Below are 18,265 nucleotides of genomic sequence, written 5' to 3' on the forward strand. Positions count from 1 at the left end.
TTTGATAGAATTACGTTCCGCACACCGATATCTCATATTTCATGTCCACGTTTTCCGGCGACGCGCAGAGCGCAGATAAGCACGCAGTTGCGCGCAAGAGCACGCTCGTCAGTATTGTCCTGAATGTCGTGCTTGCGACATTTCAGATCGCCGTCGGCGTGATTGCGCATTCGCAGGCATTGATTGCTGACGGTGTGCATTCGATTTCCGATTTGATCTCGGATTTTGTCGTGCTGGTTGCGAATCGGCATAGCGGCGCATCGCCGGATGCCGACCACAATTACGGCCATAGCCGCTACGAGACGGTCGCGTCGCTGTTTCTCGGCGCGATCCTGATTGCGGTCGGTATCGGCATGCTCTGGCGCGCCGGCGACCGCCTCGTTAATCTCGAAAACATTCCGGCCGTGCATTTTTCCGCGCTGATCGTTGCGCTGACGGTGCTCGTGTCGAAGGAAGCGCTGTTTCGCTACATGCTGCGCGAAGCGCGGCGCGTGCGCTCGGCGATGCTCGTCGCCAACGCATGGCATGCGCGTTCGGATGCCGCGTCGTCGCTCGTCGTCGCGATCGGCATCGTCGGCAGCCTGGCCGGTGTGCGGCTGCTCGACCCGATCGCCGCGGCGATCGTCGGCTTCATGGTCGCGCGCATGGGCTGGACGTTCGGCTATGACGCATTGCAGGACCTCTCCGACCGCGCGCTCGATACGGCCGACACGGCCGAGATCCGCGCGCTGCTCGCCGCGACGCCCGGCGTACGCGACGTGCACGACCTGCGCACGCGCAAGATGGGCGATGCCGCGCTCGTCGACGCGCACATCCTCGTCGATCCGAAGATCTCCGTCTCCGAAGGGCATTACATCGCCGAGACCGCGCGGGCGCGCGTGCTGTCCGACCCGCGCGTGCTCGATGCGCTGATCCATGTCGACCCGGAGAACGACGCGGCGCGCCGTCCGGCGCTCGCGCTGCCGCCGCGCGACGAACTCGTGGCCCGGCTCGAGGCCGCGCTCGCGCAGCGCGGGCTGCGCGCCGCGGCGATCAATCTGCATTACCTGAGTACGGGGCTCGAGGTCGACGTGACGCTCGACAGCGACCCGCGCGACACCGATGCGGCGCTGGCCGGCCGGCTCGACGTCGAGACGCTGAAGCGCGAGTTCGGCGCGCGCCGGATCGGCTTCACGCGCACATTGCCCGTGCAGACGTGACCGGCAGCCGGCAGCCGGCAACCGCGAACGCGGCCGGCCTCAGGCGGCAGGCCCGCGCGTTACAGCGGCAGTTGCGTGTCGAACTTGATTTCGCGCAGCACGACGCTCGTGCGCACCTGCGACACGGCCGGGATCTTGAAGATGCGTTCGTGCAGGAACACGTCGTAGGCCTTGATGTCCGGCGCGACGATCTTGAGGATGTAATCGGCTTCGCCGGTCGTGCTGTAGCACTCGGTGACTTCCGGGCAGGTCGCGATCTCGCGCTCGAACTGCTCGACGCCGCCTTCGTTGTGACGCGTCAGGTGCACGTGCGCGAGCGCGCAGACGTGCAGACCGAGCTTCTCGCGATCGAGCAGCGCCGTGTAGCGCTGGATCACGCCCGACTGTTCCATGTCCTTGATGCGGCGCCAGCACGGTGTGCTCGACAGCCCGACCTGGTCGGAGATTTCCTGAACGGAACGGCGCGCGTCGAGCTGCAACAGGCGAAGGATTTTTTGCGAAAAGGAATCGAGCGTCACCTGCGCCTCCATGCGGCAGCTACAACACGCTGAATGTTAGAGGGCCGGGGAAGGAAAGGCAATCTGGCGACGCGCTGGTGAGCGGGATTCGCTAATTTGCTCGCGGATCCGTGGGATTTTGTCCCGCCCCCGCGCTTTCCGACCGATCGGTATCCGACACGGCCAGGCCCGCGAGCGCGGCCTGCTGACGGCGCAGGTCGGCGAGCATGTTGCAGAACAGCGCGCCTTGCTCGATCGCATCGTCGAGCGCGACGTGCGTGTGCGGATGGTCGTCGAACCAATGCTTCGGAAAGCGCGGCTTGATCGCCTTGCGGTACGGCAGGCCCGTCATCGCGAACGCGAGCGTCTTGATGTCGAGCGCCGACCACGAGAACGGGCAGCGCCCCGCGAAATGCATCATGTACCAGAACATGAAGGTGAAATCGAAGCCGGCCGGCATCGCGACGAACACCGGCTTGCCGGGCAGCGCCTCGACCCATTCGACGTAGGCGACCAGCGCCGCCTCGGGCGTCTGCAGGTCGCGCCGGCATGCGGCCCAGGCTTCGGGTTCGGTCTTCCACCAGGCTTCCTGCACCGGGTGGGCGTGCGCGCCGGGCAGGGTCTCGAGGTTTGCCGAAAACGTCGCGATCAGTTGCTTGTCCTCGGTATAGGCCGCCGAGGCGAAGCTCAGCATCGAGTGCGGGCCGGGAATCGGGCCATCGGCCTCGACGTCGGTGCTGACGTAGATTTCGGGGATGGCGGTCTGGTTCATCCAAATACCTTGTCGGACACGAACGGGTTCGTGCGGCGCTCGTCGCCGAACGTCGACACCGGGCCGTGACCGGGCACGAACGTGACGTCGTCGCCGAGCGGCCACAGCTTTTCCTTGATCGAACGGACGAGATCCTCGTGATTGCCGCGCGGGAAATCGGTCCGGCCGATGGAGCCCGCGAACAGGACGTCGCCCACGATCGCGACGCGATGTGCACGGCTGAAGAACACGACGTGGCCGGGCGTGTGGCCCGGGCAGTGATAGACCTCGAGCGTCTCGTCGCCGAACTGCACGGTGTCGCCGTCGTTCAGCCACTGGTCGGGCTCGAAGATGTCGGCGGCCGGAAAGCCGAAGCGTTCGCTCTGCGTCGGCAGCTTCTCGATCCAGAAGCGTTCCTCTTCCTGAGGCCCCTCGATCGGCACGCCGTAGCGCGTCGCGAGCGTCTTCGCGCCCGCGCAGTGATCGATGTGCCCATGCGTGAGCAGCACCTTCTCGACCTGCACGTTCTGCCGCGCGACTTCCTGTTCGATCCGGTCGAGATCGCCGCCCGGATCGACGACGGCGGCGCGGCCCGTCTTTTCGCAGACGAGCAGCGAGCAGTTCTGCTGGAACGGCGTGACCGGAATGAGCGTGACTTTCATGGGAGCACCGGCGGCTAAAAGGAGCGATTGTACCGGTCGAGCGCGCGGCCTGCCGTGCGTGCGATGCATGGCGCGGCGCGCCGATGAGGGCTTTCCCCGAGCATACCGATTGTTACAGCCATAGCGAGAATCAATGGTCCGCCAGGGGCGCTTTTCGAGACAAGGTTTTGATTTATGTATAATGCGCCCCATTGCGCGTGAATTTCACGCAATTCGCTGGTGTTTCGGCCCCGTTAAACGAGGCATCCGATTCACCGTCAAGCATCGGCCGCCGGGAAGTCCGGCGGTGTATCCAGCACCGAGCATTCGGTGCTCACGTCTTGTCCGGCCGGGCGCTGCGCGCCCGCCTGCGGCCCTGCTGCCGCGCCGCCGGATGAGGCCTGTGCCGCCGTTCCTGTGCGTTGGTCGTATCGACGCGCGCGAACGTGAAGCCATGTTCGATGGCGGCATGTGGGGTCTGGTCAGGCTGTTGGGGACAGGTTGCGCCAGACGTGAAAGCTAATCAGGACGGTTGCGGCCTAGACGAATGCCGCGCCCATGCTAGCCGCCTGCTCGCACTCGAGCCGGGCGTGCACGCATTTGCCGTCCGGGGCGCATCTCTGCGTTGTGAAGCAGCGTTGTATCGATGCGGCCCGAACCAGAAGGCGACACGTCGATGAATTTACGTTTTCCGAGCCGATTCGGAACCATTGCATTGTTTTTTGCGCTGACGGGCTGTGCGGTGCCACCCAGCCAGACCACCGGCAGCGTGAGCCAGAAGAAGGCGGTCGACAAGACGGCCGCTGCCGCGAAGGCGGACGACGACAAGCAGCCGCTCAGCTTCGATTCCGCGCTGGCATCGATGCCGGCTGCCGACAGCAAGGACGCGAAGAAGTCGTCGCTGGCGGACGCCGAGCCGATCGACGGCAAGGATGTGTCCGATTTCCGCCAGACCGGCCGCGCATCGTGGTACGGGCGGGATTTCCACGGCCGCCGCACCGCGAACGGCGAGCGCTTCAACATGAACGCGTTCACCGCCGCGCACCGCACGCTGCCGCTGTCGTCGTACATCAAGGTGACGAACGCATCGACCGGCAAGTGGGTCGTCGTGAAGGTCAACGATCGCGGGCCGTTCAAGCGCGGCCGCGTGCTCGACCTGTCGTATGCGGCGGCCAAGGTGATCGGCCTCGTGCACGCCGGCACGGGCCGCGTGAAGATCGAAGGGTTGTCGCCGCAGGAAGCGCGCGAGGCGCGCGACGAAATGTTCGCGTCGATCTCGGCGAAGTAACGCGGCGGATCGTCCGCTCATGCACAAAGGGCTGCCTTCCGGCAGCCCTTTGTCGTTTCCGCGCGCCGGCGGCGCGCGTCAGCCTTCCTTCAGCGCGAGCGCACGTGCATACAGCGTGTTGCGCGACGCGCCCGTCAGCGCGGCCGCGAGCTTGGCCGCGCTCTTCACCGGCACTTCCTCCAGCAGCAGCCTGAGCAGCGCGTCGTGTGCGGTGTCGTCGGCTTCGCCGCTTGCCGCCGGCGCGCCTTCGACGACCAGCACGAACTCGCCGCGCTGCCGGTTCGGATCGCCGGCGAGCCAGCTCTGTCCTTCGGCCAGGGTGCCCTGGAACAACTGCTCGTGTAGCTTGGTGAGTTCGCGCGCGATCAGCAGCCGGCGCGCGGGGCCGAACGCGTCGGCGAGTGCGGCGACGGTTTCGGTGATCCGGTGCGGCGCTTCGTAGAACACCAGCGCGTACGGGTGCGACGCCAGCGCCTGCAGCGCGGTCGCGCGCTGCTTCGCCTTCGGCGGCAGGAAGCCCGCGAACGTGAACGCGCCTGCCCAGTCGCCGGCCACGCTCAGCGCGGTCACGGCCGCGCTCGGGCCGGGCAGCGGAACCACCGTGAAGCCGGCGGCACGCACGGCGTCGACGAGCCGCGCGCCGGGGTCCGAGATGCCGGGCGTGCCGGCGTCCGACACGTAGGCCACGCGTTCGCCTCCGCGCAGCAGTTCGATCACGCGCTGCGCGGCTTCGCGTTCGTTGTGCTCGTGCACGGCGACGAGCGGTTTCGAGATCCCGTAGCGGGCGAGCAGCTGGCCTGTGTTGCGGGTGTCTTCGGCCGCGATGCGGTCGGCGAGGCCGAGCACGTGCAGCGCGCGCAGCGTGATGTCGGCCGTATTGCCGATCGGCGTGGCGACCACGTAGAGCGCGGCGTCCGGGTAGTGCTGCGTATGCGCGAGTTCGAGGAGGGCAGTCATGGCAGGCAATGCACGCAATCGCGGCGCGAACGGAACAAGGACGGCATTGTGCCACGCGGCGCCGGCCCGGCCGGATGGCGCGCGCGGCCGGCCGCGTTCGGGCGACAACTTTTCGGGCGCGGCGCGATCCAAACCGGTCGGCGCGGCGTTCGAGCAGCGCGCGCGGCAGTTTCTCGAGCGCCGTGGCCTCGGGTTCGTCGCCGCGAACGTGACGATGCGCGGCGGCGAGCTCGATCTCGTGATGCGCGAGCCCGACGGCATGCTCGTCTTCGTCGAGGTGCGCGCACGGCGCAGCACCCGGCATGGCGGCGCGGCCGCGAGCGTCGGCTGGCGCAAGCGGCGCCGTCTGGTCGCGGCCGCGTTGCAGTTCTGGGCGCGACACGGCGGCGGCGCCGCGTGCCGTTTCGACGTCGTCGCGTTCGAGGCCGGGCGGCTTGCGTGGCTGCGTGACGCATTTCGTACCGACGATGCGTAGCCGCGAGCTGTGACGAGATGTAAAGAGTTCTTGCCGGACCCCCGGAGAGGGCGCCGGAGTACGGTAAACTCGCCGCACCCACGATGTCGCGCGAGTTGTGCCGCGCGCCCAGTTCACCAGGAATCGATGTCAGTCGAACGTATTCAGCAACAATTCCGCGACAGCGCCGCGCTTCATGCCGAAGCGGCCGACGCGCTGTCGCTGCCGATCGCAGCCGCGGTCGATGCGATGTTCGCCGCACTGGCGAACGGCAACAAGATCATCGCTTGCGGTGACGGCCCATCGGCCGCCGCCGCGCAGTATCTCGCCGCGTCGCTGGTCGGCGGTTTCGAGCGCGAGCGTCCGGGCCTGCCCGCGATCGCGCTGGCCACCGACGCGTCGCAGGCCGGCCTCGCGGGCGCGGCCGTCGAGCAGTTGTTCGCGCAGCAGGTGCGCGTGCTGGGCCAGACGGGCGACATCCTGCTGGTGCTCGACGCGGGCGGCGCGTCGCCGCGCGTGCTCGCGGCGATCGACGAGGCGCACGAGCGCGAGATGACCGTCGTCGCCTTGACGGGCGGCAGCGACCACACGGTCGCGGCCGCGCTGTCCGACACCGATATTCCGATCAGCGTGCCCGCCGTTCGCGCGGCGCGCATCCACGAAGTCCATCTGCTGACCATCCACTGCCTGTGCGACGGCATCGACGCGATGCTGCTGGGTGAGGATTGAACGAAGGAGAGCCGTCGATGAATCAAAGCCGCGTCAAACAGACGCTCGTCAGAACCACGCTGCTCGCCGCGCTGACGGCGGGCCTCGCCGTGTCGCTGCAGGGTTGTGTGCTCGGGGTCGTGGGCGCAGCGGCCGGCGGCGGCGCGCTGATCGCGACCGATCGCCGTACGCTCGGTGCGCAGACCGAGGATCGCGAGATCCAGGTCAAGTCGCTCACGCAGATCAACAACGGGCTGCCGGACCAGTCGCACGTGAACGTGACGGTGTTCAACCGTCGCGTGCTGCTGACGGGTGAAGTGCCGAACGATGCGTCGAAGCAGCGCGCCGAGGAAATCGTGCGCGGCATCAACAACGTGAACGGCATTGTCAACGAGCTGTCGGTCGAGCCGGCGTCGTCGCTGTCGTCGCGTGCGAACGATTCGTACCTCGAAGGGCGCGTGAAGTCGGAGCTGATCGCGACGAAGGGCATCTCGGCGAACTACTACAAGGTCGTCAGCGAACGCGGCAATCTTTATCTGATGGGCCTCGTGACGGTGGATGAAGGCAATCGCGGTGCGGAAGCCGCGAGCCAGGTGCCGGGCGTCGAGAAGGTCGTGAAGGTGTTCCAGTACGTGAAGCCGCAGGACGCGCAGGCGCTGCAGGACGCAGCGCCCGCGAGCGGCGCATCCGCCGCGCAGGCGGCTGCCGCACCGGCGGACAGCGCGACGGTCGGTGCGGTACCCGACGCGTCGGTGCAGTCCGCGCCGCTGCAGCCGCCCGCACCGATCTCGAATTCGTCGAACGTGCATCCGGGCAATCCGAAGGCGAAGGCGCAATGACGGGCATGTGGATGAAGCAGATGAAACGATGGACGGTGCAGGGCGCCGCTGTTGCGGCGCTCGTGGCCGGCACGCTGGGCGTCGCGCATGCGGACGTGGGCGACGGCCTGAAAGTTGCGCGCAGCAACGCGTGCATGGGCTGCCACGCGGTCGACCGCAAGCTCGTCGGCCCGTCGTTCAAGGATATCGCCGCGCGCTACAAGTCGGATCCGCAGGCCGTCGCGAAGCTGTCGAAGAAGGTGAAGGACGGCGGCTCGGGTGTCTGGGGCGCGATTCCGATGCCTGCGCATCCGCGCATGAGCGACGCCGACGTCCGTTCGGTGGTCGAATGGGTGCTGGCGGGGGCGCCGTCGAAGTGATGCGTGAGCTAGGGGGAACCCTATTGCCAGGCGTGGAAATGCGTGTGTATGATGGTCGACTGTTGGGGCGGTAGCTCAGCTGGGAGAGCGTCGCGTTCGCAATGCGAAGGTCGGGAGTTCGATCCTCCTCCGCTCCACCAACGGGATTCGAAGGGCTCGATCGCTAGGTCGAGCCCTTTTTGTTTTTGCGGGGTCCGGTGACGACAGGCAGCGCCAGCACGCTGCGCTCGGCACGGCACGGCGCGATGATCGACAGTGACTACGTCACCAGCCCCTGCACAAACCTGAACGTCGGCACCGACAGCGCGGCGAGCCCCACCGTGATGGCCGCGAGAACCGCCGTTCTCCTCCGCAGCAGCGCGCAGACGACGATCGACAGCGCGCAAAACGCGCCGGTCAGCAGGATCAGCCACCAGAGCGTCGCATAACCCGCACCGCCTTCGAAAATTCGATACGTTCCGCGTGATCCGGGTCGCGACATAGCCAGCGACGGTCATGCTCGCGGGCAGACAGAGCGCCGAATACAGCACGAAGACGATGATTTGCCGCGGTGTCGGATCGGATGACGTCATGGAGAGCGTTCTTTGCGGGTGGACGACGGCGCCCGACCGTCCGCCGCGCGGACCGATCCGGGTAGCCGGCAGGATGCGGCCGTTTTCCGCGTTTGACAACCGCCGCCCATCAGCCCGCCTCCCGTCACCCCGCCCTAAACCCTCCCGAAACTCGGCCGCTTCGGATCGTACGTCCACTCCGGCACCAGATAGCGCATCGCGACCGCGTCATCGCGCGCCGTGCCACCCACCTCTTTGTACAGCGCATGCGCGGCCTCGACCTGCGCCATGTCCAGCTCGATCCCGAGCCCCGGCCGTTCCGGCACGGCCACCTTGCCGCCGACGATCCTGAGCGGCTCGCGCGTAAGCCGCGCATCGCCTTCCTGCCAGATCCAGTGCGTATCGATCGCGGTGATCGTGCCGGGGGCGGCCGCCGCCGCATGCGTGAACATCGCGAGCGACACGTCGAAGTGGTTGTTCGAGTGCGAGCCCCACGTGAGCCCCCAGTCGCGGCACAGCTGCGCGAGCCGCACCGAGCCCTGCATCGTCCAGAAATGCGGGTCGGCGAGCGGGATGTCGACCGCCTGCAGCCGCACCGCATGATCCATCTGCCGCCAGTCGGTCGCGATCATGTTGGTCGCGGTCGGGATCCCCGTCGCGCGGCGGAATTCGGCCATCGTCTCGCGGCCCGAATAGCCGCCTTCCGGCCCGCACGGATCTTCCGCATACGCGAGCAGGTGGCCTTGCCCGCGGCACAGCGCGACGGCTTCGTCGAGCGACCACGCGCCGTTCGGGTCGAGCGTCGCGCGCGCGTCGGGAAAGCGCGCCTTGATCGCCGCGATCGCTTCCATCTCGTCGGCGCCGGCCATCACGCCGCCCTTCAGCTTGAAATCGGCGAAACCGTAGCGCTCGACCGCGGCTTCGGCCTGCTGCGCGATCGCGGCCGGCGTCATCGCCGCTTCGTTGCGCAGCCGGAACCAGGCGTCCGACGCAGAGGCTTCGTCGCGATACGGCAGATCGGTGCGGCGCCGGTCGCCGATATAGAACAAATACGCGAGCATCGGCACCGCGTCGCGCTGCTGGCCTTCGCCGAGCAGCGCCGCGACCGGCACGTCGAGGTGCTGGCCGAGCAGGTCGAGCAGCGCGGCCTCGATCGCGGTGATCACGTTGTCGAGCCGCAGGTTGATCTCGTGCGGCTGGCGCAGCACGGCCGCCTCGCCGGCCGACGTCACTTCGTGGCGGATCGTGCGCCCGGCGCCCGCGCCGGACAGCGCCGCGCGCACCGCGTTGAGCGTTGCCTGATAGCGTCCGATCGACTGCCCGACCACGAGATCCGTCATGCGCTCGAGCGCGTGGCGGATGCCTTCGCCGCCCGGCACTTCGCCGACGCCCGTATGCCCGCTGCTGTCGTCGAGGATCACGAGGTTGCGCGTGAAGTACGGCGCGTGCGCGCCGCACAGGTTGAGCAGCATGCTGTCGCGGCCGGCGACGGGAATCACCTGCATGCGCGTGACGCGCGGGGTGCCGGCACGGCTGGGTTCGGACATCGGTTCGCTCCTGGTTCCGGTGGCGTGCGGGCCGCCGGACGCGCCGGCGCGGCCCGCGCCGTTCATTGAAGCTCGACGCGGCGGATCTCGCCGACGACGAACAGGTAGCAGATCACGGCGACGAGCGCATGCGCGACGACATAGACGAGCGCACCGTTGAACGAGCCGCTGCGGTCGACGATATAGCCGATCGCGATCGGCGTCGTGATGCTGGAAAGATTGCCGCACGTGTTGAGCAGCGCGCCGCTCAGGCCTGCGATCTGGCGCGGCGCGGTGTCGGCGTTGACGGCCCAGCCGAGCGCGCCGAGCCCCTTGCCGAAGAACGACAGCGCCATGAACACCACGACGAGCACGTGCGAATCGGTGTAATTGCAGACGATCATCGACATCGACAGCAGCATGCCGATCACGATCGGCACCTTGCGCGCGACCGACAGCGACCGCCCCTGCTTGAGCAGCGCATCGGACACGACGCCGCCGAGAATTCCGCCGAGGAACCCGCATACGGCGGGGATCGACGCGACGAGTCCCGCGTTGAGGATCGACATCCCGCGCGCCTGCACGAGATAGACGGGGAACCACGTGATGAAGAAGTAGGTGAGCGCGTTGATGCAGTACTGCGCGACGTACACGCCGACCAGCATCCGGTTTCTCAGCAGCGCCTTCACGTGGCGCATCGACGGGCCGCCGTCGCGCGCGCCCGTCGCCTGGTCGATGTTGACGAGCGCACCGCCTTCGGCGAGGTAGTCGAGTTCCGCGCGGTTGATGTTCGGGTGGTCCTTCGGGTCGTACATCGTGCGGTTCCACACCAGCACGAACGCGAAGCCGAGCACGCCCATCACCGCGAACACCGACTGCCAGCCGAACGCGTGCACGAGCCAGCCCATCAGCGGCGCGAACACGACGGTCGCCGCGTACTGCGCGGCGTTGAAGATCGCCGACGCGGTGCCGCGCTCGGGCGCCGGGAACCACGTGGACACGATCCGGCTGTTGGCGGGGAACGACGGCGCCTCGGCCGCGCCGACCAGGAAACGCAGCCCGAACAGCAGCGCGAACGCGGCCGCGCCGCCGAAGAAGCCGATCCCGCCTTGCAGCAGCGTGAACAGCGACCAGAAGAAGATGCTGAATGCGTAGACGATGCGCGAGCCGTAGCGGTCGAGCAGCCAGCCGCCCGGCAATTGCGCGATCACGTACGACCAGCCGAATGCGGAAAAGATGAAGCCCATCTGCACGTGGCTCAAGTGCATCGAGCGGGCGAGCGCCGGGCCCGCGATCGCGATGGCGGCGCGATCCGCGTAGTTGATCGTCGTGATCGCGAACAGGACGGCCAGCACCAGCCAGCGTACGCGGGTGCGCCGGGCCGTTGCCGACGCGGACGCCGGCAGCGCGTGAAGCGGATTCATGACTTGTCTCCTCCGAAGGGCGGAAGGTGCCGTCGTGCGGCAGGCGCGTCGGGTGCGCGCGTTGTATGTGTAGATGCCGCCGGCGGGAGGCCGGGCACCGGACGCCGATTCAGACAGAGCGTCCCGGCCCATTCTGTCATGTCGAAATTTGCGCTTTCATGCCAATTGCTGACTTGATCGATTCAGTATTTGAATCGATCGAACGGGTGCATGGTCACGCGCGCGTCGTCCGTGTCGCTGCCGGGGGTGGCGCGCCACGTGCTGCGCGAGAAACGCGACGGCGGCGCGTCCGCGTGCCGCCGCACTGCGCACGCGGCTCGCCGACGATGCCGGCGTGCAGTTCGCGCACACGATCGAGGAGAAGCTGCCGCTGCGGGCATTCTGCGCGTTCGAAGGGCATATATCGCTCGACGACGTGCCGGCGAGCGGGCGCGGCATCGTGGCGCCGGCGCGGGCGCTCTGCTGGGCCACGCCGGTCGCCCGACAGAGTGGAGTCCATTCGCAATATTATTACCCGGATAATATTGACATCCAATTAATACCCGGATAAAAATAGCGTCATTCCGATTCCAGCCTGCGGGCGACTCCCATGACGACTTCCACGCTCCTTCCTTCGTACACGGCCTTCGACGGTCACCGGCGGCTCGCATCGGGCCCGCTCGCGACGGTCGCGCTGGCGGTCCGGCAGGCGGCCGGCGACGCGATGCCCGGTTCGATTCTGGTCTTCGACGACGCGACGGGCCGCTCTATTGACCTCGACCTGCGCGGCACGGCGGACGACATTCGCGCGCGCTATGCGGTGCCGTCGGGCGATGTATCCGGCGGCGCCGGCGAGCCGGCAGGCGCGGGCGAACAGCGCGGCCGGGGCCGGCCGAAGCTCGGCGTCGTGTCGCGCGAGGTCACGCTGCTGCCGCGTCACTGGGAATGGCTCGGCGCGCAGCCGGGCGGCGCGTCGGTCGCGCTGCGCAAGCTCGTCGAGGACGCGCGGCGCACGCATGCGGCGGCCGACCTGCACCGCGACGCTCAGGCCCGCGCCTACCACTTCATGTCGGCGATGGCGGGCGACCTGCCCGGTTTCGAGGAAGCCGCGCGGGCGCTGTATGCGAACGATCCGGCGCGGCTGGCCGAACAGGTTGCCGGCTGGCCGGCCGACGTGCGCGACCATGCGCTCGCGCTGGCGCGCGTCGACCTGCCGCCGTCCGCCGAAGGCTGCTGACGGAGCGCCGACGCGATGACCGTATTCGACCTGAACCGCGGCGCGATCGCGCCGGTCGCCGACGAAGTCGACATCGTCGACCTGCGCGTGACGGGCGCCATTCCGCGCGAACTGGACGGCACGTTGCTGCGCAACGGCCCGAACCCGCCGGGCGGCCGCTTCGACGGCAACGACATGCTGTCGTGGTGGCCGGAGGCCGCGATGCTGCATGCGATCGCGTTCGACGACGGCCGCGCGGCCGGCTACCGGAACCGCTGGGCGCGCACGCAGCGCTGGGCCGCCGTGCATGCGCCCGGGCAAGTGCCGCATCTGCCCGACACCAATCCGAACGTGAACGTGTTGCAGCATGCGGGCGAATTGCTCGCGCTGGCCGAGGGCGGCGCGCCGCTCGCGATCACCGCCGCGCTCGATTCGTTCGGCATGCCGGCGCGGCACGCGGGCTTCGACGGCGGGATGACCGCGCATCCGAAAGTCGATCCGGTGACCGGCGAGCTGATCATGTTCCGCGCGGACTGGCGTGCGCCGTGGCTGCGCTACGGCGTCGTGGATGCGCAAGGCGTGCCGCGCGTCGATCTCGAGATCGAGCTGAACGCGCCGTCGATGATGCACGACTTCGCGATCACCGAAACCCGCAGCCTGCTGCTCGACCTGAACGTCGGTTACGACTTCTCGCTGCTGAAGCAGGGCCACCGGATGCCGCTGCGCTGGCACGACGGCCGGCCCGCGCGCATCGGCGTGATCGCGCGCCACGGCGGCGCCGTGCGCTGGTTCGACGTCGAGCCGTGCTTCATCCAGCACGTCGTGAACGCGTACGACTGCGATGCGTCGTGCATCGTGCTCGACGCGGTGCGCTATCCGTCCTTCCTGCGGCTCGACGCGCGCACGGGCCGCTTCGCCGACAACCCGGTCGGCGAGCTGTGGCGCTACGTGATCGATACGGCGAACGGGCTGATCGACGAAGGGCCGCTCGCCGACGGCGGCATCGAGTTGCCGCGCATCAACGAAAGCCGGACCGGGCGCCGCTACCGCCATCTGTATGCGGCCGAGCAGCCGAACCCCGCCGAAATGCGCGGCGTGATGCGTTTCGATCACGTGCGCGGCACGACGATGCACTACGCGGTGCCGCCCGGCGACCAGAACGGCGAGCCGGTGTTCGTGCCGCGTCCGGGGGGCGCCGACGAGGACGATGGCTGGCTGCTGGTGATGGTCTACCGCGCGGCGACGGATTCGAGCGACGTCGTGATCCTCGATGCGCGCGCGATCGACGCGGGGCCGGTCGCGACCGTGCATCTGCCGCGCCGCGTGCCGGCCGGGTTCCACGGCGCGTGGGTGCCCCGCGAGCGCTGAGCGGCGGCGGCGCGCGTCACTGCGCGCGCAGCGCGTCGACGATCTTCAGCCGCGCGGCGCGCATCGCCGGCAGGAATCCGCCGACGAGCCCCATCACGAGCGAGAACACGAGCGTCTTCACGACGATCGCGGGCGTCAGCAGGAAGCGGAACGATAGGTCCGAGAAGGTCTGGAAGTTGGTCGTCGAGAACGACGCGAACTGCATCAGCGACGCACACGCGAGCCCCATCACGCCGCCGACGAAGCCGAGCAGCAGCGCCTCCAGCAGGAACGCGGCGAGCACGTTGGTGCGCTTGAAGCCGAGCGCGCGCAGCGTGCCGATCTCGGCCACGCGGTTCGCGACCGACGCATACATCGTGATCATCGCGCCGATCATCGCGGCGATCGAGAAGATCGTCGACAGCGTGATGCCGAGGATGTTGATGAACGTCGACAGCGCCTTCGACTGGTCGCCGTAGAAGGTCTGTTCGCGCTTCGCCTCGTCGGTCAGCCGCGGGTCGACGTCGATGTCGGCCTTGAAGCGCGCGAAGCCGTCGGCGCTCGGGATGCGCAGCACCATCGACGAATAGCTGGTGCGCCGGAACGACTGCATCAACTGGTCGACGTCGCCCCAGATCTCCGAGTCGAAGCCGCTGCCGCCCGCATCGAAGATGCCGACGATGGTCCAGTCGCGCTGCGCGAAATGCAGGCTGTCGCCGAGCTGCGTGCCGCTGAAGCCTTTCGCGATCGCGCTGCCGACGACGATCTCCGACGAGCCGGGCGCGAACGGGCGGCCGGCGACGAGCTTCACGTGCGGCCGCAGCGCGAGGCCGGCCGGCGACACGCCGCGGATCACGACGTTCGACGGCTTGCCGGTCGACGTCTTGACGAGCGAGATCAGCACGACGGCTTCCTTCGACACGAGCGGCCGGCCGTCGGGGCCGAGCGCGACGGCCGGGTGCATCTCGAGCGCGTTGGCCTGCTGATGGTCGATCGAACTCTGGATCTCGGTCTCGGCGCCCTTGCGGATCACCACCGCGTTGTCCGGTTCGCCGGTCGACACGAGCGTTTTCGTGAGCCCCGCGTCGAGCATCTGCACCGTCGCGAACACGAAGATCACGAGCGCCATCCCGCCCGCGGTGAGCGCGGTGGTGAGGCGCCGGGTCCACAGGTTGCGCGCGATGTAGGTGAGCGGGATCGCCATGCGCGTCTTTAACCGATCGCCCGCAGGCCTTCGACGACGCGCACGCGCGCCGCCTGCCACGCCGGCACCAGTGCGGCCGCGAGGCCGACCGCGACCGAGCACGCGGCCTGCAGCACGACCGTCTCGGTCGACACCTTGAACACCGGGAAGATGCCGCCGGCCGCCTGCTTGAACAGGCTCGCGGCGGGCGGCGTCGCGAGGATGCCGAGCCCGCCGCCGGCCACCGCGATCACGACCGATTCGCCGAACACGATCAGCGCGAGGAACCCGGGGCCGAAGCCGAGCGCCTTCAGCGTCGCGTATTCGGCCGTGCGCTCGCGCGCGCTCATCGCCATCGCGTTGGCCATCACGGCCATGATGATCAGGATCACCACGTACGACACGAGGCGGATCGCCGCGATGATCTGGTTCGACATCGCGACGAAGCCGAGCTGGAACGCCTGTTCGGTCTCGGTCAGCGTTTCGGCGAGCGAGTTCTTGAACACCGCGTCGACGTTGCGCGCGATCGACGCGCCGTCATCGGGGTTCGCGACGCCGAGCACGAACACGCCGACCTGGTCGGCCTGTTTCGGCGTGCGCTTGCGCACCGTCTCGTTCAGGTAATCCCAGTGGAACACCAACTGGCGCGTGATCGTCGAATCGTCGCGGCCGTCGAGAATCCCGCGCACGACGAAATCCCACGTGCCCGGATAGATCGTGCCCTTCAGCGGGATCACGTCGCCGACCTTGAAGCCGAACTGCGTCGCGAGCTGGCGGCCCACGAGGCAGCCGCGGCGGTCGCGGGCGTAGTCGGCGCGCTGCTGCGCCGACAGGATGTATTCGGGATACAGGTCGAGATAGTTGTCCGACACCGCGAAGCTCGCGAAGAAATTCTTCGGGTCGCGATAGATGCCGCCGAACCAGTTCGAGCGGACCACGGCCGTCACGCCGTCGACGCCGCGGATGCGGTTCTCGTAGCTCACCGGCAGCGGAAACACCAGCGAGATCGCGTTGCGCGTGACGAGCCGGCCGCTGGACGCGGCCGCCGCGCCCGCGTACCACGCGTCGACCACCGTATGCAGCAGCCCGAACGCGAGCACGGCGATGGTCAGCCCCAACACGGTCAGGAGCGTGCGCAGCCGGTGCCGCAGCGCGTTGCGCGCGATCAGCTTCAGCACGTACATCGCGCGCGCTCCCGCTGCCGGTCAGCCGGCGTGCCCATCGATCAGCTCCCCTTTTTCCAGATGGACGAGCGCGCGCGCGGCGCCGGCCGCGTGCGCGTCGTGCGTCACCATGATGATCGTCTTGCCGAGTTCGGCGTTCATCCGCTGCAGCATCGCGAGCACGTCGGTCGCCGACGCGCGGTCGAGGTCGCCGGTCGGCTCGTCGGCGACGATCAGCACGGGATCGGTGATCAGCGCGCGCGCGATCGCGACGCGCTGCTGCTGGCCGCCCGACAGCTCGGACGGGTAATGGCTCGTGCGATCGCCGAGATTCACCATGTCGAGCACGAGCTCGACGCGCTCGCGCCGCTCGCGGCGCGGCAGGTGCGTGAGCATCAGCGGCAGCTCGACGTTCTCGAACGCGGTGAGCACGGGCATCAGGTTGTAGAACTGGAAGATGAAGCCGACGTTCGCGGCGCGCCATTCGGCCAGTTGCGCCTCGGCGAGTTGCGAAATGTCGAGGCCGCCGACGCGCAGCTCGCCGCTGTCGGGCCGGTCGATGCCGGCCACGAGGTTCAGCAGCGTGCTCTTGCCGGAGCCGGACGGCCCCATCAGCGCGACGAAGTCGCCTTCGCCGATGTCGAGCGTGATGTCGGTCAGCACGGGCACGATCTGGTTGCCGCGCCGGTACGACTTCGCGACGTGGCTGAGCTCGACGAGGGGCGGCGGGGCGTCGTTCACGCGCGCTACTTCTTCGCGACGGTCACTTTCGCGCCGTCCTTGAGCTTCGCGCCCGGCGCGAGCACGACCGTGTCGCCGGGTTTCACGCCACGGATCGCCACCAGCTCGCCGATCCGCATGCCGCGCGTCACGGCCACCGCATGCACGGCGTCGTCCTTCACGACGAACACGACCGGCCGGCCGTCGCGCTCGACCACGGCGCTCGCCTGCACGGCGGTCACGGGCTGCCGGTCCTGCGGCGACGCCGGCTTCGACAGGAACGCGATCTTCGCGCTCATGTCGGGCAGCACGCGCTCGTCGCGGTCGACGAAGCGCACCTTCACGAGCACGGTGGCCTTCGAGCGGTCGACGGTCGGCACGATCCGCGACACGCGGCCGGCGAAGCGCATGTCGGGCAGCGCGTCGAGCTGGATCTCGCACGGCTGCTCGGCGCGGATCTTCGCGATGTTCGATTCGGCGACGTCGGCCTCGACCTCGAGCGTCTCCATGTCGGCGATCGTCACGACCGCGCCCTTGCTGTCCGACGCGGACGAGAACGGCGTGATGTTGTCGCCGACGTTCGCGTGCTTGGCGAGCACGATGCCGTCGAACGGCGCGCGGATCACCGTCTGGTCGACGGCGACCTGCGCGGCTTGCGCGTTCGCTTCGGCGGACGTGATCGCTGCCTGGTCGCTGGCGAGCGTCGCGCGCGCCTTGTTCACGCGGGCCGTGTCGGTGTCGAGCTGCGCGGCCGGCACGGCGCCGCGCGGCGCGAGCGCGGCGGTGCGGTGCAACGCGATCTCCGCATCCTTGAGTTCCGCCTGCGCGACGCCGAGGTTCGCGCGGGAGACCTGCACCTGCGCGCGCGCCTGGGCGAGCGACGCCCGCACGTCGCTGCTTTCGAGCCGCGCGATGATCTCGTCCTGCTTCACGCGCGTGCCCTCGAGCACGCCGAGCCATTCGACGCGCCCCTGAGCCTTCGACGCGACCGCGGCCTTGCGCTGCGGCACGACGTAGCCGGTCGCATTGAGCTGCGTGTCGTTCTGGTACGGGTAGGCGGACGTGACGGAGGTGGTGTCGACGGTCGGCCGACCGGTGAGGGCGAGGCCGGCGACGATCGCGATGACGATCAGCGCGGCGGCGACCGCGTAGCGGGCCCACCGGCGCCGGCGCGGCACCGGTGCGATCGGACGCCGGTCGATTTTCAGTTTATCCAGATTGTGATCGGGCAATTTGAGCGCCTCGAGACGGCGGCGGCCATGCGACCGGCGCGATCCGGTTTCCGGGGAAAGGGACGGATGGACGCCAGTATAAGCGTCGCCCCGGTGCCGCGCGAGCCGGTTTGCGGCGCCGCCTCGGCGGCCGGCTGGCCGGTCGCCGGCGCCGGGGAACGCACCCGCCCCCGGGGAAACCCGAGGACGCAAGCAACGTGTCAACTTGCCGCGAACGCGATGCGTTATGGA

Annotated in this window: 20 protein-coding genes and 1 tRNA gene; 11 read left to right on the top strand and 10 right to left on the bottom strand. The window is 68.5% G+C overall.

Annotation, left to right across the window (positions count from 1 at the left end; all coding sequences use genetic code 11):
- The first annotated feature begins 41 nt into the window (after nt 1-41).
- Nucleotides 42-1,199 (top strand): cation diffusion facilitator family transporter, encoded by a 1,158-nt coding sequence (locus tag C4B30_RS31160; protein ID WP_027783256.1) that lies wholly within the window; start codon nt 42-44, stop codon nt 1,197-1,199.
- A 59-nt stretch (nt 1,200-1,258) separates the two neighbouring features.
- On the opposite strand, the gene C4B30_RS31165 is transcribed toward C4B30_RS31160, so the two are convergent.
- The 3 genes from C4B30_RS31165 to C4B30_RS31175 all read right to left on the bottom strand — a co-directional run bounded on the left by C4B30_RS31165 (nt 1,259) and on the right by C4B30_RS31175 (nt 3,109).
- The gene (locus C4B30_RS31165; protein ID WP_006477376.1) at nt 1,259-1,729 is read right to left on the bottom strand and encodes an Lrp/AsnC family transcriptional regulator; all 471 of its coding nucleotides are present in this window, start codon (nt 1,727-1,729) and stop codon (nt 1,259-1,261) included.
- Between the two features lie 79 nt (nt 1,730-1,808).
- Entirely contained in the window at nt 1,809-2,468 is a 660-nt protein-coding gene (locus C4B30_RS31170; protein ID WP_027783257.1) for an exonuclease, read from the bottom strand.
- A complete protein-coding gene (locus tag C4B30_RS31175; protein ID WP_027783258.1) occupies nt 2,465-3,109 on the bottom strand; it encodes an MBL fold metallo-hydrolase in 645 nt (214 codons plus the stop codon). The genes C4B30_RS31170 and C4B30_RS31175 overlap by 4 nt, the downstream gene beginning before the upstream one ends.
- A 655-nt stretch (nt 3,110-3,764) precedes the next feature.
- Here C4B30_RS31175 and C4B30_RS31185 point away from each other — a divergent pair.
- Nucleotides 3,765-4,376: a septal ring lytic transglycosylase RlpA family protein gene (locus C4B30_RS31185; RefSeq protein ID WP_027783259.1), complete on the top strand. Its 612-nt coding sequence runs from the start codon at nt 3,765-3,767 to the stop codon at nt 4,374-4,376.
- Nucleotides 4,377-4,454: 78 nt separating this feature from the next.
- Here C4B30_RS31185 and rsmI read toward each other — a convergent pair whose 3' ends face one another.
- A complete protein-coding gene (gene rsmI / locus C4B30_RS31190; protein WP_105133389.1) occupies nt 4,455-5,333 on the bottom strand; it encodes a 16S rRNA (cytidine(1402)-2'-O)-methyltransferase in 879 nt (292 codons plus the stop codon).
- Nucleotides 5,334-5,379: 46 nt separating this feature from the next.
- Between rsmI and C4B30_RS31195 the strand changes: the two genes are divergently transcribed.
- The 6 genes from C4B30_RS31195 to C4B30_RS35450 all read left to right on the top strand — a co-directional run bounded on the left by C4B30_RS31195 (nt 5,380) and on the right by C4B30_RS35450 (nt 8,121).
- Complete coding sequence (locus C4B30_RS31195; RefSeq protein WP_199779098.1) at nt 5,380-5,808, top strand: YraN family protein; 429 nt, start codon at nt 5,380-5,382, stop codon at nt 5,806-5,808.
- A 126-nt stretch (nt 5,809-5,934) separates the two neighbouring features.
- Nucleotides 5,935-6,516, top strand: coding sequence for an SIS domain-containing protein (locus C4B30_RS31200; RefSeq protein ID WP_105133391.1), 582 nt, complete (start codon nt 5,935-5,937; stop codon nt 6,514-6,516).
- Nucleotides 6,517-6,533: 17 nt separating this feature from the next.
- Nucleotides 6,534-7,334, top strand: coding sequence for a BON domain-containing protein (locus C4B30_RS31205; protein ID WP_105133410.1), 801 nt, complete (start codon nt 6,534-6,536; stop codon nt 7,332-7,334).
- A complete protein-coding gene (locus tag C4B30_RS31210; protein ID WP_105133392.1) occupies nt 7,331-7,693 on the top strand; it encodes a c-type cytochrome in 363 nt (120 codons plus the stop codon). The genes C4B30_RS31205 and C4B30_RS31210 overlap by 4 nt, the downstream gene beginning before the upstream one ends.
- Nucleotides 7,694-7,757: 64 nt before the next feature.
- Nucleotides 7,758-7,833, top strand: a tRNA-Ala gene (locus tag C4B30_RS31215).
- A gap of 105 nt (nt 7,834-7,938) precedes the next feature.
- Entirely contained in the window at nt 7,939-8,121 is a 183-nt protein-coding gene (locus C4B30_RS35450; protein ID WP_158683552.1) for a hypothetical protein, read from the top strand.
- Nucleotides 8,122-8,399: 278 nt separating this feature from the next.
- Here the strand turns inward: C4B30_RS35450 and C4B30_RS31225 are convergent, their stop codons facing one another.
- Entirely contained in the window at nt 8,400-9,791 is a 1,392-nt protein-coding gene (locus C4B30_RS31225) for an enolase C-terminal domain-like protein (RefSeq protein ID WP_105133411.1), read from the bottom strand.
- A gap of 62 nt (nt 9,792-9,853) precedes the next feature.
- On the bottom strand, nt 9,854-11,194 hold the full coding sequence (locus C4B30_RS31230) for an MFS transporter (RefSeq protein ID WP_105133393.1): 1,341 nt from the start codon (nt 11,192-11,194) through the stop codon (nt 9,854-9,856).
- A gap of 334 nt (nt 11,195-11,528) precedes the next feature.
- Here C4B30_RS31230 and C4B30_RS35980 point away from each other — a divergent pair, with 334 nt between their 5' ends.
- The 3 genes from C4B30_RS35980 to C4B30_RS31245 are packed head-to-tail and all read left to right on the top strand — an operon-like array spanning nt 11,529 to nt 13,757.
- The gene (locus C4B30_RS35980) at nt 11,529-11,744 is read left to right on the top strand and encodes a hypothetical protein (protein ID WP_234015473.1); all 216 of its coding nucleotides are present in this window, start codon (nt 11,529-11,531) and stop codon (nt 11,742-11,744) included.
- Between the two features lie 39 nt (nt 11,745-11,783).
- Nucleotides 11,784-12,410 carry a DUF2239 family protein gene (locus C4B30_RS31240; RefSeq protein ID WP_105133394.1) on the top strand — a complete coding sequence of 209 codons (627 nt, stop codon included), beginning with the start codon at nt 11,784-11,786 and terminating at the stop codon, nt 12,408-12,410.
- Nucleotides 12,411-12,425: 15 nt separating this feature from the next.
- Complete coding sequence (locus C4B30_RS31245; protein WP_105133395.1) at nt 12,426-13,757, top strand: carotenoid oxygenase family protein; 1,332 nt, start codon at nt 12,426-12,428, stop codon at nt 13,755-13,757.
- Between the two features lie 16 nt (nt 13,758-13,773).
- Here C4B30_RS31245 and C4B30_RS31250 read toward each other — a convergent pair whose 3' ends face one another.
- The 4 genes from C4B30_RS31250 to C4B30_RS31265 are packed head-to-tail and all read right to left on the bottom strand — an operon-like array spanning nt 13,774 to nt 18,034.
- Nucleotides 13,774-14,940 carry an ABC transporter permease gene (locus C4B30_RS31250; protein ID WP_089499437.1) on the bottom strand — a complete coding sequence of 389 codons (1,167 nt, stop codon included), beginning with the start codon at nt 14,938-14,940 and terminating at the stop codon, nt 13,774-13,776.
- Between the two features lie 8 nt (nt 14,941-14,948).
- Nucleotides 14,949-16,103 (bottom strand): ABC transporter permease, encoded by a 1,155-nt coding sequence (locus C4B30_RS31255; protein WP_105133396.1) that lies wholly within the window; start codon nt 16,101-16,103, stop codon nt 14,949-14,951.
- A gap of 21 nt (nt 16,104-16,124) precedes the next feature.
- Nucleotides 16,125-16,823, bottom strand: coding sequence for an ABC transporter ATP-binding protein (locus C4B30_RS31260; RefSeq protein WP_105133397.1), 699 nt, complete (start codon nt 16,821-16,823; stop codon nt 16,125-16,127).
- 5 nt (nt 16,824-16,828) lie between these two features.
- Nucleotides 16,829-18,034 (bottom strand): efflux RND transporter periplasmic adaptor subunit, encoded by a 1,206-nt coding sequence (locus tag C4B30_RS31265; RefSeq protein WP_105133398.1) that lies wholly within the window; start codon nt 18,032-18,034, stop codon nt 16,829-16,831.
- Nucleotides 18,035-18,265 lie beyond the last annotated feature (231 nt).

Origin of the sequence: Burkholderia sp. BE12, assembly GCF_002959955.1 — a bacterium.
Taxonomy (GTDB): domain Bacteria; phylum Pseudomonadota; class Gammaproteobacteria; order Burkholderiales; family Burkholderiaceae; genus Burkholderia.